Genomic DNA, 15,370 nt, shown 5'->3' with positions numbered 1-15,370 from the left:
TTCCTCAGTTTTTCGGTGTCAGTCCGCGGGCTTCGCGGTATGCCTGCAGGGTGTGCCAGCGGTGCGCCCTGGCAACGTCTTCAATCTCGCGCGGGTCAGCGCCGGCGCGGATCAAGCGGATGATGTCGCCGTGCTCGGCGACGGAGTGGCGTGCGCGTCCAGGAACAAACGCGAAGGTGGAGTCGCGCAGTCCAGCAAGCCGCGCCCAGTCGCGCTGCACGAGCTCGACCAGGTGCGCGTTCGGACACACCTCGAAAAGGGTGGCGTGAAACTGCTGGTTCAGAATCGTGAAGGTGTGGGGATCAAAGTGATCGAGCAGCGCCTCCATACGTTCGTTGATCGCGGCAGCGCGAGCAAGTGTGGCCTCATCGAGCAACGGCGCGCTGAGCGCCGTGGCTGCGCCTTCGATAATGCCCAGCGACTCCATCGTGTTGACGTAGTCGGTGGCGTTCACGAGGGTCACCTTCGCGCCCACATTGCGTTCGAACGTGACGAGTCCTTCGGCCTCGAGGCGACGGATCGCTTCGCGCACCGGAACCACGCTCATCTCGAGCTGGTCGGCAATGGTTCCGAGAACCAAGCGGTAGCCGGGGCCGTATTCTTGGCGGCCAATGCGCTCGCGGATCCACTCGTACGCGCGCTCCGATTTGGAGCCGGTGGTGCGAGCTTCGGTCACGGCGAGATCAGTTGGCATGCTCGGCCTCGTAGCGTGCACGCCATTCGGCATTCATCGGGAAGAGTCCGTCGACGGGGTGGCCCGCGGCGACCTGCTGGGCGATCCAACCGTCTTCGTCTTCCTGCGCGAGCGCCTCGGTGACGACGTCTTCGACCAGGGCCGGCGGGATCACAATCACGCCGTCGTTGTCGCCGACGATAATGTCACCGGGCTGCACCGTGGTTCCGCCGCACGCAATGGTGATGTCGTGATCAAACGGAACGTGCTTGCGGCCGAGCACCGCGGGGTGTGCGCCGTTCGAGTAGATCGGAAGGCCGACCGCCTGCACGGCGTCGTAGTCGCGCACGCCACCGTCGGTGACGATACCGGCAGCCTTCGCTGCGTTCGCACGGATTGCGAGAATGTCGCCGAGTGTTCCTGAACCCTTCTCGCCGCGCGCCTCGATCACCAGAACTTCGCCCTCGCGCACCGCATCAAACGCGCGCTTTTGGGCGTTGAATCCGCCGCCGAGCGCCTTGAAGAGGTCTTCGCGGTTGGGGACGAAGCGCAACGTCTTTGCGGTTCCGACCAGCTTCGCATCAGGGTGCATGGGTCGCACGCCGTCGATTGTCACGTTGTTGAGCCCGCGCTTGCGCAGCTGCGCCGAGAGCCCAGCAACCGGGGTGCGCATCAGCTTGTCGTACAGTTCCGCGCTCAACGCTGGCTGTGGTTCCGCGAGCCCGGCGGCCTCGCGAGAGCCCCACGCTTCTTCACGCTGAAGATCATTGACTGCAGGCAGTGACCCGAGGGATGCATCGAACTCGATTTCACCCTGCGTGACGGTGGTGACGAGCTTGCCGCTGGTGAGGTCGGTGCCGGGAACATCGATTTCAATTTCCACGACATCGCCCGGAACCACGACGGAAGAGCCGGCGGGAGTGCCGGTGAGAATGACATCACCGCGCTCGAGCGTGAAGTGCTGCGACAGGTCGGCGATGAGCTGCGTCAGCGGGAAGAACATTCCTGCGGAGTTGTCGTCTTGCGCGATGGTTCCGTTCACCCAGGCGCGCACCCGAATGTTCGTCGGGTCGACAGATCGGGCATCGATGAGCTGTGCGCCGATGGGGGTGTAGCCGTCGCCGCCCTTGTTGCGCACGTTCGAGCCCTTGTCGTTGGCGCGCAGGTCGTACAGGCCGAAGTCGTTGGCAGCGGTGATCCAGCCGACGGCATCCCACGCGGTGTCGCGGGTGAGGTGGCGCGCGTCGGTACCGATCACGACGGCGATCTCAGCCTCGAAGGCGAGAAGTTCGGTGCCGGCGGGGCGAACGATGTCGCTTCCGGAGGTGGCAACCGATGACGACGGTTTGAAGAAATAGGAGGGGTGAGCCGGCTTTCGTCCGCGCTGTGCTGCACGGGATTCGTAGGCCAAGTGCACGGCGATGATCTTGCCGGGGCGAACGGGCAGGGCGGCGAATCGGGGGTCGTGATTCGTCATGGCTGGTGCTCCTTCTGCTCGGACTCGGCGGGCGGGGCGAAATCGCTATTGCGAAAACTCACCCTTGAGTCATATCTGAAATCGTATATCATCATCTCAAGCCCGGCAATGGTTTTCCGATGTTCACATGCCGGCCACATGACAAAGGAGTCTCTTATGAGTGCAGACAATGGTTCAGCACTGACACCCACCGGAACCATATCCAGCGCCGCCGACCGCCGCCGCGTCGTATTCGCAACTGTCGTCGGTACCGCCATCGAGTGGTACGACTTCTTCACGTACGCCGGTGCCACGGCGCTGGTGTTTGTTCCGCTGTTCTTCGCTGGCGCTGGTGAGCAATTCGCCGGCGTGGTTGCATTCCTCGGTGTGGGACTCAGCTTCTTGTTCCGCCCGCTCGGCGCCTTCTTGGCCGGTCACTACGGTGACAAGCTCGGCCGCCGCAAGGTGCTCATGATCACCCTGATCGGTATGGGTGCCGCCACCACCCTGATCGGTGTGCTGCCGACGTACGCACAGATCGGTATCGCTGCTCCCATCCTCCTGCTGACGCTGCGCGTGCTGCAGGGAATCTCCGCGGGTGGCGAATGGGGTGGCGCTGTGCTCATGGCTGTCGAGCACGCGCCGAAGGACAAGCGTGGTCTGTTCGGTGCCGCACCGCAGATTGGTGTTCCGCTCGGCCTGCTGCTGTCATCCGGTGTGATGGCAACGACGCGTGCGATCGCCGGAGAAGAGGGCTTCCTGGAGTGGGGCTGGCGTGTGCCGTTCCTGCTGTCGGTCGTGCTGATCGGTGTTGGCTACTGGATTCGCCGCGGCGTCGAAGAGAGCCCGGTCTTTGCTGAAATCGCCGAGCGTGCCGGGCAAACCCGCACGCCGATTATGCAACTGCTGAAGAAGCACCTGGTGTTGGTGCTCATCGCCGCTCTCGTGTTCGCCGGTAACAACGCTGTCGGCTACATGACGACGGGTGGGTACATCCAGCGCTACACCACCGACCCCACCGGAACCGTCAAGGCAGACGCCACCATCATTCTCTGGATCGTCGCTGCCTCCGCCGTCTCGTGGCTCATCTTCACCTGGATCGCCGGTTGGCTCTCCGACAAGATCGGTCGCCGCACGACGTACATCATCGGCTGGATCGTGCAGCTCGCGGGTGTGTTTGCCCTGTTCCCGCTGGTGAACACTGGTTCGCTCCTGAACATCGCGCTCGCCCTGATTTTCCTCACCGTTGGTCTGGGTCTGACCTACGGCCCGCAGGCAGCCTTCTACACCGAGTTGTTCCCCGCGTCGATCCGATTCTCGGGCGTCTCGATCTCTTACGCGATCGGTGCCATCCTCGGTGGAGCCTTTGCGCCGACGATTGCTGAGGCGATCGTGAAGACGACCGGATCGACCGAGAATGTCACCTGGTACCTGGCCGGCATGACCGTGATTGGTCTTGTTGCCACGCTCCTGCTGAAGGATCGTGCACGAATTCCCCTCGGGCCCGATCATGAAGAAGAGCAGTCGGTGAGCCCCGTTTACGGTCTCTCCAAGGTCTAAGTCTCTCAACGAAAGAGGGGCCCGGCGCATGAGCGCCGGGCCCCTCTTTCGTTGAGACCCGACGTTACTGCTCCGGGGTGGTCTGACGTGTCGGCGTGGACGGGGTGACGGGGGAGTTCATCGCCAGCAAGGCGGCAAAAACGGCCCACAGGATTGCCAGCGGCATGGCGGTGTCTTTGCCGTTCCACGTGCTGGACTGCCACATGGCAAACCACTCAGAGCCGATCACGATGAATCCGATGAACCAGATGGCAAGCCCCACCGCGTACGCAGCGTAGCCCCACGTGCGCGCCCGATCGTACGTGGCGTGGTCGGCGTTCCGGTGACGCAGCAACATGACGCCACCGACGAGGCCGAGCGCAGCGAACGTTGCCTCCGCGACAATAATGCCGATGTACCCAACCGTCCAGACCCACGGTTCGGTGATGGCGCGCCACATCAGGGCATTGCCCTCAAACGTCGTATCCATCGACAGGACGTGCTTGACGAACTGATAGTTCGAGTCGTAGTCCATGATGTTCCCCATGAAGACGAACAGTCCGTAGAGGCCAGCACAGAAAACAGTGAACGCCTGTAGGAGGCGCAGTGGATGGTTCATGGGGCTACCTTTCGCGTGAACACCAGATCGAGATAGGGATGCGGCACAGACTCAAAAGTGATCGCCTGCACGAACAACCATCCGGCTTTCGCGCGCACGCGAATTGCCTCTTGGTAATCGACGTCATAACGGAGCCCGGCGCGAGTGCGCGCCACCGGAATGCGTTCAAACTCGTACTCTTGCATGAGCGACCTCCTGTGAGGCCACCATGGCAGGGGGAGGGGGTCGCGTCAAGAACCCCCGTCGTGACTAGCGGGTGTTCTCCGACACGATGGTTGGAGAGGTGTTCACCCGAATGATCTCCTCCTGATACGGCGCGATGATCGTTCCGGAGATTCGGCAGTCGAGCATCAAGAACTTGCGTTCACTCGGATCGATCGCCGCCCACTCGGCCAGCTGGTCCAGGTCGCTGAGCTTGCGAACAACGATGCCCTCGGCGCCGACAGCTTCAGCCAGGCCAGCGAAGTTCACTTCGGGGATGAGCATCGGCCCGGTGGCGAGACCCTTGAGGCCATAGAGGTTGACCTCGGCGCCATAGGCCGCGTCGTTCCACACCACAGCGATGCCGTTGCCAGCCGCGGCACGCACCGCCGACTCCAGGTCGGCGAGTGCCATCAGGCCGCCGCCATCGCCGGAGTTGAGGACGATCGTGGCGTCGGGCTTGGCGCGGGTGGCGCCGACCACACTGGGGAAGCCCATTCCGATGGACTGATATGCCGTTCCGATCATCATGTGGCGATCAGGAGAGGCGACGGGCCAGTACATGTTGCCCCAGCCCAGGAAGTGACCGCCGTCGGTCACGACAACTCGGTCTTCGGGCAGCAACTCGGCCAGACGAATCGCGAGCGAGCGCGGGTCCAGGCGGCCGTCGACAGCCTGCGCGTCACCAGGCTCGCGTTCCAGCGCGGCGGCAATGTCAACTTGCTCGCGCCATGGCTCACCGGTGCGTTCTCCGAGTTGCGCGGTGATGGCGCGGGCGACAATGGCTGCGTCGCCGCGGATGAATGAACCAACGTGCGGGTGGGTGGCTGCCGGGGCCGTGTCGACCTGGATCACCGTGGTCCCGGGGGCGAAGAGCTCGCCGAAGCGCATCGTGAACTGATTGAGCCCGGCGCCGAAGACAACGGCGACATCGGCTTCGCGGATCAGGTCCATAGCGCCCTCAGCGCCGAACCCGCCGGTGACACCGAGGTCGTACTGCTGCTCAGGAAAAATGCCGCGACCCAGCGCGGTCGATGAGGTCAGGGCGCCAGTCGCTGCAGCCAGCTCACCCAACGCATCGCCAGCATCCGCAAGCCAGGCGCCAACGCCGGCGAGCAGGTAGGGCTTCTTCGCGGCGGTGAGGGCGGCGGCGGCATCGTTGATGTGTGCGTGCATGACTTCGCCCTGCACGGTGATTGCCGCGGGCGTGCGCAGCTCGGGAAGCGGCGGAACCTCGCCAGCCTCAGTCGCGGAAACGTCGTAGGGGAGTGCCAGCACGACGGGAACCCGAAAGTTGAGGGCGTGTTCGATGGCAATGATCGTGGTCGCGGCAGCATCGGTGCGGCCGACGGTGTAGGTGCGAGCACCAACCGCCGCGGCTAGCGCGATCTGATCGACATCCCACGGCCGGGGTCCGCTGGTGGGCTCATCGCCGACAACGAGAACGAGGGGGATACGCGCCTGTGCGGCCTCAGCGAGACCGGTCAACGTGTTGGTGAAGCCGGCGCCGTAGGTTGCGGTGGCAACGGCCAGCCCGCCTCCGGCGCGATAGTAAGCGTCGGCGGCAACCACGCCGCCCATCTCGTGACGAACGGCGGTGAAGGTGACGGAGCCGGAGCGCTCCAGGGCATCCAAGAAATAGGCATTGCCATTGCCCATAACGCCGAAGATGTGGTCAGTGTGGGCGGCTAAAGCGTGCGCAACGTGCGCAGAAACGGTAGACATACTGCTCCTGAGACAGAGACGGAAAAAGGTGAACTGATCCGTATGTGTCTCGCGCGAGCGTCTGCGGTGGCGTCGGCTGAGTGCCCTTTTTTCGAGCACCGGGGCTCAGAGCCCGGACCCTTTCACTATAGAGGACGACCCTGCCGTCGGCACGAGCCCGCCGTTGGAACCAGCGCGGCTATGAGGAAAGCGCCCAGCTATGCCGAAGGGCGCGGAATCAATCCGCGCCCTTCGAGAAAAGTGGTGTTACTTGGTCCAGACGACCGGCTCGTCCTTGAAGTCGCTGTCGTACGGCTCAAACGTTGCGCCGCCGATGTCGCCGGTGTCGGGGCCAGCCACGATGTAGCAGAACGTCTGCGGCGTGCCCTCGTCAAAGGTGGCGTCCAGCGATGCGGTGTTGCACGGCTCGAAGTCACCGATGATCGAAACGGGTGACATCGAACGGCCGTCGGCGTCGATGCCGCCCATGTCGCCGTAGAGCGACTGGTAGGCCAGCGGTGCGCCAGCCAGGTCAACCTTCTTGGCCTCTACCGTGATGTAGTACGGCGTGTAGCCCTCGAGCTTTGCCTGGAAATCAGCGCCAACGACGGCGAAATCGTCGATCGTTCCGGCGGTGATGCTCTTCACCGTAATGCTTACGGGCTGCGTTGCACCCTCAGCTTCGCCCCACGGAACGACAGCCTCTTCGCCAACAGCAACCGTGGTTCCGGGCGTTGCGACATCGCCAGACTCAGCCTCGCCCGCGTCTTCAGACTCTTCGGGTTCGGTGGTCTTTTCGGGCTTCTGCGTCTCGGAGGTCGAACTTTCGACGGGCTTCTCGGTCTTTTCGGTCTCGGTCGCGGTAGAGCTGCAACCGGCGAGGCCGAGAACGAGTGCGAGTGCCGCGATGGACGCGGCGGCAGGCTTGTTGATTGCCATGTGTTTCCCCCTCAGGAATTCACGAAATGAACACCTCCACCCTGGCCAAGAATTCTGAACACTGACTGCATGTTTGGTTACAGTGCGGCCACGGAAGCCCCGCCAACCGCGTAATTTCGCGGGAGCGGCGACCGGTGAGAAACCTCTCATGGCACAGATCGACGCCCCTCGCCACAACCGTTCCGCACGCAATCGTGTGACTGGTGTGACTGAAGTGATGGGTGGGGCATATTTTCCGTGCACACCGATTTGGGTCGTGCATAACGGTTGTCGGCTATCGAGCGGTGACGGAACGGCGGTGCCGGAACGGCGGGGCGGCGGAACGGCGGAACGGCGGTGCCGGAACGGCGGGGCGGCGGGGAGTGTGGCGAGTGCGGGGAAAGAATTGCGGTTCTTTACGGGGTATCAAAAGAGATAAACCTCGGTTCCTGATTCTGGCTGAAAACGTCTGGCCGCGAAATTACGCTGGTAGGGCGGGTGCATATCTTGGTGCCTGCCCACTCCCGACCGCGAACCGGTTGTACTGCAAGGACGCGCATGAACGATTTCGACGCCCACCAGATGTCTTGGAACAGCAACGAAGAGCTGGCCGAGCGGATGATCCCGCATATCGGTGCCCTGCACCGTGATCGCGGCGTGGTCACCTCCATTCACGGTCAGCGACTGATGGGACTGTCAACGACGGGCATCATCGAAGCACACGAGAAGGCGAGCCAGCTCGGCCACAGCGACCTGGCGCTTGACGAGACCCTTGCCGTGCTGGAGAAAATCCGCGAGCTTTCGCCGCACACCGCATCGATCGACGTCGCTCGGTTGGTCAGCGAGCGTCCCGCTGACGCCGAGCTGGAAGGCTACCTGCGCGAGCAGCTGGCCGAGGTGCTCAACGGTTCCGAGCCCGCGCCCGAGCGCGACGTCGTGCTCTACGGTTTCGGCCGCATCGGTCGTCTGCTTGCGCGCATCCTGATCTCCCACGCGGGCGGTGGAACGGGCCTGCGGTTGCGCGCCATTGTCGTGCGCAAGGGCGCCGACAACGACATCGCGAAGCGCGCATCGCTGCTTGCTCGCGACTCGGTGCACGGGCCGTTCGAAGGTTCCGTCACCGTCGACGAAGAGAAGAACCAGATCATCGCCAACGGCGTACGTGTGCAGGTCATCTATGCTAATGACCCCGCCAGCATTGACTACACCGCGTTCGGCATCGACAACGCCATCGTCGTGGACAACACGGGTCGCTGGCGTGATGAAGAGGGCCTCAGCCAGCACCTCCAGTCGACCGGTGTTTCGCGCGTCTTGCTGACCGCGCCCGGTAAGGGCGCGATCAAGAACATCGTGCACGGCATCAATGACTCCTCCATCACCGAGGACGACAGCATTGTGTCCGCCGCGTCCTGCACGACGAACGCCATCACCCCGGTGCTGGCAGCCATTGACGAGGCCTACGGCATCGTGCAGGGGCATGTCGAGACGGTGCACTCGTTCACGAACGACCAGAACCTGATCGACAACTTCCACAAGGGCGACCGTCGCGGTCGCTCGGCTGTGCTCAACATGGTCATCACCGAGACCGGTGCAGCGAAGGCCGTGTCGAAGGCGCTGCCCCAGCTGGAAGGCAAGCTGACGGGTTCCGCTATTCGCGTGCCCACCCCGGACGTTTCGCTCGCCGTGCTGCATCTCACCCTGGAGCGCCCGGCCGACCGCGACCAGGCAAACGACTACTTGCGCCGCGTTTCGCTGCACTCGAAGCTGCGCCAGCAGATCGACTACGTTGAGTCGGCCGAGATCGTCTCCACCGACTTCGTAGGGTCGCACCGCGCCGGCATCGTCGACGGCCTTGCGACCATCGCGAATGACAAGACCATGATTCTTTACGTCTGGTACGACAACGAATACGGCTACTCGCGTCAGGTGATCCGCGTGCTCGAGCGCATGGCGGGCACACACCCGGTGGTGCTGCCGCACCGTCGCGACGTACGACTCGAGGGCTAAGCCCGTGTGTGAAGCCCCTGATCTGTTGAGATCAGGGGCTTCATGCGTTGACAGCGGCAACGCGAAAACGGCGCGGCTGGCGGAACCATTGCCGAGTGTCGGCGCCGGCGCCTAGGGTGGCGTCATGACGGATGTGTTGCGGCGCCGGCTCGACTCCCACCTGCTGGGTGACGCGCGCGGTGCGTCACTCGTTGATACGGCGCGGCACATGATGGCGATTCAGTCGCAAGAGCTGTGGGGCGGAAAGTTCGCGCTGTCGGTTCGCACATCAGGCGCCCCGACAGCGCGCGATGTTGATGCGGCTTTTGACCGCGGTGAGCTGGTGCGTACGTGGCCCTTTCGCGGAACCTTGCATGTGCTGGCCGCAGACGATGTGGAGTTCGCCCTGACGGTCGCGCGCGACCGCGTTGTTGCGCGTACGACAGCGCCGCACCGCGACGCGCTCTCACTGGAGCTCGACGACTATTCGCGAGCAGAGCGGATCGTGCGCACAGCGCTCGCATCGGGGCCGCTGAGTCGTGGCGAAGTCTTTGACGCCATGCAGTTGTCGGGGCTTGACCCGGCAGGCAACCGCGGCACCCACCTGATCGTCGCAATCGCTCTGCGCGGCGTTGTGCATTGGGGGCCCCCCATCGCGCACGAGACCGGCAGTGCGACCCAACAACTTCTGCGCCTGAACGATGACCTGCCGGCGCAAGCACCGGTTCCGAGCGATCGCGATGCCGAACTGTATCGCCGCTACTTGCGTGGCCACGCCCCCGCCACACCGGAAGACTTCGCTTGGTGGAGTGGGCTCACGCTTATGCAGGCGCGCGCGGCGGCCGCTGCGATCGCCGACGATGTGGATCTCGATGACGAGGGGCGGCAGAGCCTCCGTGCGCCGGTGGTGGGCGTCGTCCGTGCAACGCCGCAGCGCGAGCACCTACTGCCCTCGTTCGATGAGTACTACATGTCGTATCGCGATCGGTCGCTCACGTGTGACCCCAGGTTCATGGTGACGGTCGGGCCGACCAAGAACGGTCGCGTTGAGCCGATTCTGGTGCGCGACGGGGAAGTCATTGCCACGTGGAAGCGCGACGGCGCCGTCGTTGCCAACGCCCCACACGAGGTCGACTCGGCCACCGCCCTCACCCGCTATCGCGAGCACATCAGCTAGCGGTTCTGCGGTGAACGCGTCCCTGGTGTATCAACGCCAGCCGGTCACCCGGTGGCGCAGGCGAGTTCCATCTCACCCGCTGTCAGCACGTGTTGATACGTGACGTCGGGGTGAAGACGCTCGGCGACGTCGATCACATCACCCCAGTCGTCCGGGGTGCCGCCACGGCCGCGGTCAATCACGAGGCAATCCGGCGCGGGGTTGGTGTTGCCGAGCCAGAACACCTCGTGGTCATCAACGAGGTACGACATGATGCCGATGTCGGTCTCGACGGTAGCGCCGGCGGGAATGCTCGCGCTGATGGCGGCGGCATCGGTCGCACGGTCGGGGGTTTCCCACGCGCCGGGGCGCAGGGGGTCGGCCAAGGGAAGCTGAGGCAGGAGCATGGCGGCAACCGTCACAGCCACCGCAACGGCGTGCTTCGAGTATTGACGCAGCCACGCCCATTCGCTCGCCGATGCACGACGAGCGCCATCGAGCACGATAGCGAAGGCGATCGGCATCAGCACCGTGCTGTAATGCCATTCGGGGCCCCAATAACCATGGTTGGTCGACAGAAAACGCCAGGCGAGTGTCGGTGCCATGACCAGGGTGAGGGGAGAGAGCACGAGAAGCCCCGCGGTGGTCGCGAGTAACAGAAGCACCGTGTGGGTCTTTGATCCGTGGAACCACGTGTCGGGGTTGGCGAGGAAACCGCCGGGAGAGGCGTTTGATCCGTAGGCCCACGCACCGTCCGGGTTCAGCAACGGGAGGACAACGAAGATGGCGAGCGCAAACCAGACGAGGCCCCACAGAGCAAGCCACAGCCCGCGGGTAGAGCGCTCGAGATAGGCGATCACGAGACCAATCATCAGCACCGTGAGGCCGAGGTCTTCCTTGACGAACACAAGCGGCGCCGCCCAAAACACGGCCGCGCGATACCGTTTTTCAACGATCGCACCCATCGCACCCGTCAGCAGCGGAACCGCGAGCGCGATCTCGTGAAACTGTGCTTCGGTGGCATACTGCAGCCCCCAGCTGAGGCCGAAAGCGAGCCCGAGTAACACCCCGCTGACGCGCGAATTCAGCACCCGGGAGGCGGTCGCGACAAACATCCCCGCGGCGGCGCCGAAACACAGCGCCTGAATGACCAGCAGAGTGAACGCATAGGGGAAGAGCGCGAAGATCGGTGTGAGCAGCGCGAGGAGCGGGTGAAAGTGATCACCGAGGAGATTGAACCCATCGCCCTTCACCGAAACGATCGGCGCTTCACCGTGCGAATAGCGTTGCAGAAGCTGCGTGAAGATGCTGAGATCCCACGACTTCACCGCAATCTGGCTCCACTGCCACGAGGAGTACCAGACATACGCCGCCGTCACGAACGCTGCAACCGCGAGCGGGGCGATCCATGGCGAAGCTCGGCTCATCGTCGTGCTGGCGCTACTGCGCGAAGGGGCGGATCGCGGAGCGCTGTCAGTCGCGGTCATGGGAGAAATCTAGCCGTTGTGCCGATCCAAGAACTCGTACACCTCGCTGTCGTCGACGCCCGGGAAGGCGCCGCGGGGGAGCGGGGAGAAGATGTGGGTGTGCACCCGCGCGCTCGGCCAGGCCTTGCCCTGCCAACGCGTGGTGAGATCAGGGTTCGCCCGTCGGCAGCAGGATTCATCCGGGCACGTTGACACGGCGCGTGACTGTGTCTCGCGGCCGCGGAAATACTTCGCGTCATCGAACGGCACGCCGACCGTGATCGAGAAGTCTCCATCTTTGGAGGATCCGGTCTGTGTCGAGCACCAGAAGGTTCCGGCCGGGGTATCGGTGTACTGGTAGTGCTCGATGGTGCGGTTGGTTTGCTCAAACGCGGTCCGTGCCGAGAACTTGCGACACACAATCTGTCCTTCAACCGACCCGGTGACATCTTCGGGCAACGGCAGGCCGTCGTTCTCGTAAACGCGAGAGATCGCTCCGGAACCATCAACGCGCAAAAAGTGTAGCTGAATGTCGAGATGCGTTGTTGCGAGGTTGGTCAAACGCAGGCCCGCTGCTTCGTGCGTCACACCGAAAGCGTCGCGGAAGTCTTCGACGGCGAGGTTGCGGTCTTTCTTCGCCTGCTGCAGGAACGCCGCCGCGGCGGTCTCTGGCATCAGGCAGCAGGCGGCGTAGTAGTTAATTTCGAGCCGCTGCTTCATGAAATCGGCATAGTCGGTCGGCGGTTTATGCCCGAGCAAACGATGCGCCATGGCCTGCAAAGCCATGGATCGCAGCCCGTGGCCACCCGGGATTGACGCCGGGGGCAAATAGATGCGGCCGTTCTCGATGTCGGTGATCGAACGCGTTGACTCGGGGAGATCGGAGACGTAGATCAGCTCAAAGCCGAGCTGTTCGGCCATCAGGCTCACCGATCGGTGGCTGAGAGCGCCCGAGACGTGGCCGGCGAGTTTGAGTTGCTTCTCGGCGAGCTTTTCGATCTCGGGAAGATAGTTGTTCTTGTCGCGCATGCGCAGGCGCTGTTCGGTGTTGGCGCGGCGAGCTTCTTCTGGCGTCGCGATCGCTTCGCGCTCGCGACGGTGAAGCTCCTGATGCAGGCCCAGAACAGCCTCAATGGTCTCGTCGCTCATCGACTTTGACACGCGTACGGCAGGAATCCCGAGCTGACGGAACACCGCCGAGGTCTGTGCCTTCTCGAGTTCAATCTCCAGCGCGGCTCGCCGGTTGGGTGGCTCTCCGGAAATGAGGTCGGTGACGGCTGTCTCGGTGGCCTGCGCGATTGCCTGAAGGAGCGAGAGCTTCGGCTCACGCTTTCCGTTTTCGATCAGGCTCAGCTGGGATCCGGCGACGCCGACCTTGGCGCCGAGCTCATCGAGAGTGAGCCCCATTTCGAGCCGGTGATGGCGAATTCGGTGGCCCAGGGTCGAGAGTTCAATGGCGGATGGCATGTCTTGAGTATATGTAAAGAACCACGATTCTTTCACCTCAGTTTCGCCGAAAGTACCGGAGCTCGTCACGCATTCTTGAGTGAGGAGTTACATTCCGCAACCAAGGAGAAGTTTTATGGCTCTTGCTGAAGCCTTCGGAGCTCGCCCGCCGCGTGGAGCGCACGTTGCGCCCGTACGGTCGTTCGGACAGCGACCCGAGTATTCGGGCAAAGCCTTCGCAGACCTGGTTGCGTGGGTCGACGAGACCGCAGCACTCCTCAAGCCAGACAACATCTTCTGGGTCGATGGTTCCGCTGAAGAGAACCAGTACCTGCTTGACCTTCAGGTGAGCGAAGGTCGCTTGATCAAGCTGAACGAAGATCTGCGCCCCGGCTCATACCTGGCCCGCTCGCACCCGAGCGATGTTGCCCGCACCGAGGGCCGTACCTTCATCGCCTCCGAGCGCGAAGAAGATGCCGGCCCCACCAACAACTGGGCTGACCCCGCTGAGATGCGCGAAAAGATGACCGGTCTTTTCGACGGCGCCATGCGCGGGCGCACCATGTACGTGGTTCCGTTCTCCATGGGTCCCGTCGGCGGACCGCTGTCGCAGATTGGCGTTCAGGTCACCGACTCCACCTACGCTGTTGTATCGATCGAGATCATGACGCGCGTTGGCGACGACGTTGTTCGTGAGATCGCGAACGGCCAGGAATGGGTACGCACGATTCACTCGGTTGGTGCGCCGCTCGAGCCTGGCCAGCAGGACGAAGCGTGGCCGTGCAACGACGACAAATACATCGTGCATTACCCCGAGGCTCTTGAAGTGCATTCGTACGGTTCGGGGTACGGCGGAAACGCGATTCTCGCCAAGAAGTGCTTCGCGCTGCGTATCGCTTCGGTGCTGGGTCGTGACAACGGCTGGCTCGCCGAGCACATGCTGTTGATTCGGGTGGTAAACCCGGAGGGCAAGAAGTTCCACGTTGCTGCGGCATTCCCCTCGGCGTGCGGCAAGACCAACCTGGCGATGCTCCGCCCGACGATTCCCGGCTACACGGTGGAGACGCTCGGCGACGACATCTCGTGGTTGCGCCCGGGGAACGACGGACGGCTCTGGGCCATCAACCCGGAGGCTGGATTCTTCGGTGTTGCACCCGGAACCGGTGAATCGACGAACGTCACCGCCGTCGAGACGCTGTGGGGAAACACCATCTTCACGAACGTCGCTCTGCGCCCAGACGGTGACGTCTGGTGGGAGGGCCTGACGGACGAGGCTCCGGAAGCACTCACCGACTGGCAGGGCAACCCGTGGACTCCCGACATGGAGCACCCGGCCGCGCACCCGAACTCCCGCTTTACGGTTTCGGCTGCGCAATGCCCGCAGATCTCTGAGGACTGGGATGCGCCGCAGGGCGTTCCGCTCGATGTCATCCTCTTCGGCGGTCGTCGCGCGACGAACGTGCCGCTCGTGGTGGAGGCAACCGACTGGACGCACGGCGTCTTCCTGGGCTCCACCATTTCCTCCGAGCGCACCGCCGCGGCCGAGGGTCTGGTTGGCGAACTGCGACGCGATCCCTTCGCGATGCTGCCCTTCTGCGGGTACAACATGGCGGACTACTTCGGACACTGGCTGAAGGTCGGCGCCTCGCTTCGCTTTGACCGTGCTCCGCGCATCTTCCAGGTGAACTGGTTCCGCAAGGGCGCCGACGGTCGGTTCCTGTGGCCCGGCTTTGGCGACAACTCCCGCGTGATCGACTGGATCATTCGACGCATCGAGGGTCAGGTCGACGCTGTTGACAGCCCAATCGGTCGCCTTCCCAAGACGGCTGATCTGAACCTCGAGGGCATTGAGGTTTCTGACCAGGATCTGGCTGAACTGTTTGACGTGAATGCGGCGTCGTGGGCTCACGAGGCTGATCTCACCGAGACGTTCTACGACACGTTTGACGGTCGCGTGCCCGCCGCGCTGACCGATGAGCTCAACGCTTTGCGCACCCGCTTGGAGGCCGCTTCCGCATAAAGACTCGTGCAGGTGTCTCACCCTTGCTCCGGTGATGAGACATCCGCACGGAAATACGTGGCACGGAACTCGCCTTGCTCCGGTTGCAGTTCGAAGCCACGGGAACGATTCGCGTCGGTGGGTCGCCTTGCTCCGGTTAGGCCCACCGACGCGAATATCTTTTACGGCGGCGGTGCGCCGCTCGAC

At 63.4% G+C, this 15,370-nt stretch carries 12 protein-coding genes; 4 read left to right on the top strand and 8 right to left on the bottom strand.

The window, feature by feature from the left end; genetic code table 11:
- Positions 1 to 4: 4 nt before the first annotated feature.
- Together FVP60_RS04190 and FVP60_RS04185 are read right to left on the bottom strand one after the other, a co-directional pair.
- Positions 5 to 694: a GntR family transcriptional regulator gene (locus FVP60_RS04190; protein ID WP_147824974.1), complete on the bottom strand. Its 690-nt coding sequence runs from the start codon at positions 692 to 694 to the stop codon at positions 5 to 7.
- Entirely contained in the window at positions 684 to 2,150 is a 1,467-nt protein-coding gene (locus FVP60_RS04185; protein WP_147824973.1) for a fumarylacetoacetate hydrolase family protein, read from the bottom strand. The genes FVP60_RS04190 and FVP60_RS04185 overlap by 11 nt, the downstream gene beginning before the upstream one ends.
- A 156-nt stretch (positions 2,151 to 2,306) precedes the next feature.
- On the opposite strand from FVP60_RS04185, the gene FVP60_RS04180 reads away from it, so the two are divergent.
- Positions 2,307 to 3,689 carry an MFS transporter gene (locus FVP60_RS04180; RefSeq protein WP_147824972.1) on the top strand — a complete coding sequence of 461 codons (1,383 nt, stop codon included), beginning with the start codon at positions 2,307 to 2,309 and terminating at the stop codon, positions 3,687 to 3,689.
- A 64-nt stretch (positions 3,690 to 3,753) separates the two neighbouring features.
- On the opposite strand, the gene FVP60_RS04175 is transcribed toward FVP60_RS04180, so the two are convergent.
- The 4 genes from FVP60_RS04175 to FVP60_RS04160 form a co-directional block, all read right to left on the bottom strand.
- Positions 3,754 to 4,287, bottom strand: coding sequence for a DUF2165 family protein (locus FVP60_RS04175; RefSeq protein WP_147824971.1), 534 nt, complete (start codon positions 4,285 to 4,287; stop codon positions 3,754 to 3,756).
- On the bottom strand, positions 4,284 to 4,472 hold the full coding sequence (locus FVP60_RS04170; protein WP_147824970.1) for a DUF4177 domain-containing protein: 189 nt from the start codon (positions 4,470 to 4,472) through the stop codon (positions 4,284 to 4,286). The genes FVP60_RS04175 and FVP60_RS04170 overlap by 4 nt, the downstream gene beginning before the upstream one ends.
- Before the next feature lie 64 nt (positions 4,473 to 4,536).
- On the bottom strand, positions 4,537 to 6,213 hold the full coding sequence (locus FVP60_RS04165; protein ID WP_147824969.1) for a thiamine pyrophosphate-binding protein: 1,677 nt from the start codon (positions 6,211 to 6,213) through the stop codon (positions 4,537 to 4,539).
- Between the two features lie 246 nt (positions 6,214 to 6,459).
- The gene (locus FVP60_RS04160) at positions 6,460 to 7,131 is read right to left on the bottom strand and encodes a hypothetical protein (RefSeq protein WP_147824968.1); all 672 of its coding nucleotides are present in this window, start codon (positions 7,129 to 7,131) and stop codon (positions 6,460 to 6,462) included.
- A 537-nt stretch (positions 7,132 to 7,668) separates the two neighbouring features.
- On the opposite strand from FVP60_RS04160, the gene FVP60_RS04155 reads away from it, so the two are divergent.
- Positions 7,669 to 9,117, top strand: coding sequence for a glyceraldehyde-3-phosphate dehydrogenase (locus tag FVP60_RS04155; protein WP_147824967.1), 1,449 nt, complete (start codon positions 7,669 to 7,671; stop codon positions 9,115 to 9,117).
- A 124-nt stretch (positions 9,118 to 9,241) separates the two neighbouring features.
- Entirely contained in the window at positions 9,242 to 10,273 is a 1,032-nt protein-coding gene (locus FVP60_RS04150) for a DNA glycosylase AlkZ-like family protein (RefSeq protein ID WP_147824966.1), read from the top strand.
- 44 nt (positions 10,274 to 10,317) lie between these two features.
- Here the strand turns inward: FVP60_RS04150 and FVP60_RS04145 are convergent, their stop codons facing one another.
- Entirely contained in the window at positions 10,318 to 11,739 is a 1,422-nt protein-coding gene (locus tag FVP60_RS04145) for a DUF2079 domain-containing protein (RefSeq protein WP_147824965.1), read from the bottom strand.
- A 9-nt stretch (positions 11,740 to 11,748) separates the two neighbouring features.
- Complete coding sequence (locus FVP60_RS04140; protein ID WP_147824964.1) at positions 11,749 to 13,185, bottom strand: helix-turn-helix domain-containing protein; 1,437 nt, start codon at positions 13,183 to 13,185, stop codon at positions 11,749 to 11,751.
- A 115-nt stretch (positions 13,186 to 13,300) separates the two neighbouring features.
- Here FVP60_RS04140 and FVP60_RS04135 point away from each other — a divergent pair, with 115 nt between their 5' ends.
- Positions 13,301 to 15,184, top strand: a complete 1,884-nt coding sequence (locus FVP60_RS04135; protein ID WP_147824963.1) for a phosphoenolpyruvate carboxykinase (GTP) — start codon at positions 13,301 to 13,303, stop codon at positions 15,182 to 15,184.
- The last annotated feature ends 186 nt before the right edge of the window (positions 15,185 to 15,370 follow it).

This window comes from Microbacterium mitrae, from assembly GCF_008017445.1.
Lineage (GTDB): Bacteria > Actinomycetota > Actinomycetes > Actinomycetales > Microbacteriaceae > Microbacterium > Microbacterium mitrae.
The sequence above is the reverse complement of the archived record's forward strand: the minus strand, read 5'-3'. Positions and strand labels throughout refer to the sequence as shown.

What these genes read in the sequence shown, in the direction of transcription:
- FVP60_RS04190 (WP_147824974.1), bottom strand. Translation starts at nt 694, where the DNA reads ATGCCAACTGATCTCGCCGTGACCGAAGCTCGCACCACCGGCTCCAAA.
- FVP60_RS04185 (WP_147824973.1), bottom strand. Translation starts at nt 2,150, where the DNA reads ATGACGAATCACGACCCCCGATTCGCCGCCCTGCCCGTTCGCCCCGGC.
- FVP60_RS04180 (WP_147824972.1), top strand. Translation starts at nt 2,307, where the DNA reads ATGAGTGCAGACAATGGTTCAGCACTGACACCCACCGGAACCATATCC.
- FVP60_RS04175 (WP_147824971.1), bottom strand. Translation starts at nt 4,287, where the DNA reads ATGAACCATCCACTGCGCCTCCTACAGGCGTTCACTGTTTTCTGTGCT.
- FVP60_RS04170 (WP_147824970.1), bottom strand. Translation starts at nt 4,472, where the DNA reads ATGCAAGAGTACGAGTTTGAACGCATTCCGGTGGCGCGCACTCGCGCC.
- FVP60_RS04165 (WP_147824969.1), bottom strand. Translation starts at nt 6,213, where the DNA reads ATGTCTACCGTTTCTGCGCACGTTGCGCACGCTTTAGCCGCCCACACT.
- FVP60_RS04160 (WP_147824968.1), bottom strand. Translation starts at nt 7,131, where the DNA reads ATGGCAATCAACAAGCCTGCCGCCGCGTCCATCGCGGCACTCGCACTC.
- FVP60_RS04155 (WP_147824967.1), top strand. Translation starts at nt 7,669, where the DNA reads ATGAACGATTTCGACGCCCACCAGATGTCTTGGAACAGCAACGAAGAG.
- FVP60_RS04150 (WP_147824966.1), top strand. Translation starts at nt 9,242, where the DNA reads ATGACGGATGTGTTGCGGCGCCGGCTCGACTCCCACCTGCTGGGTGAC.
- FVP60_RS04145 (WP_147824965.1), bottom strand. Translation starts at nt 11,739, where the DNA reads ATGACCGCGACTGACAGCGCTCCGCGATCCGCCCCTTCGCGCAGTAGC.
- FVP60_RS04140 (WP_147824964.1), bottom strand. Translation starts at nt 13,185, where the DNA reads ATGCCATCCGCCATTGAACTCTCGACCCTGGGCCACCGAATTCGCCAT.
- FVP60_RS04135 (WP_147824963.1), top strand. Translation starts at nt 13,301, where the DNA reads ATGGCTCTTGCTGAAGCCTTCGGAGCTCGCCCGCCGCGTGGAGCGCAC.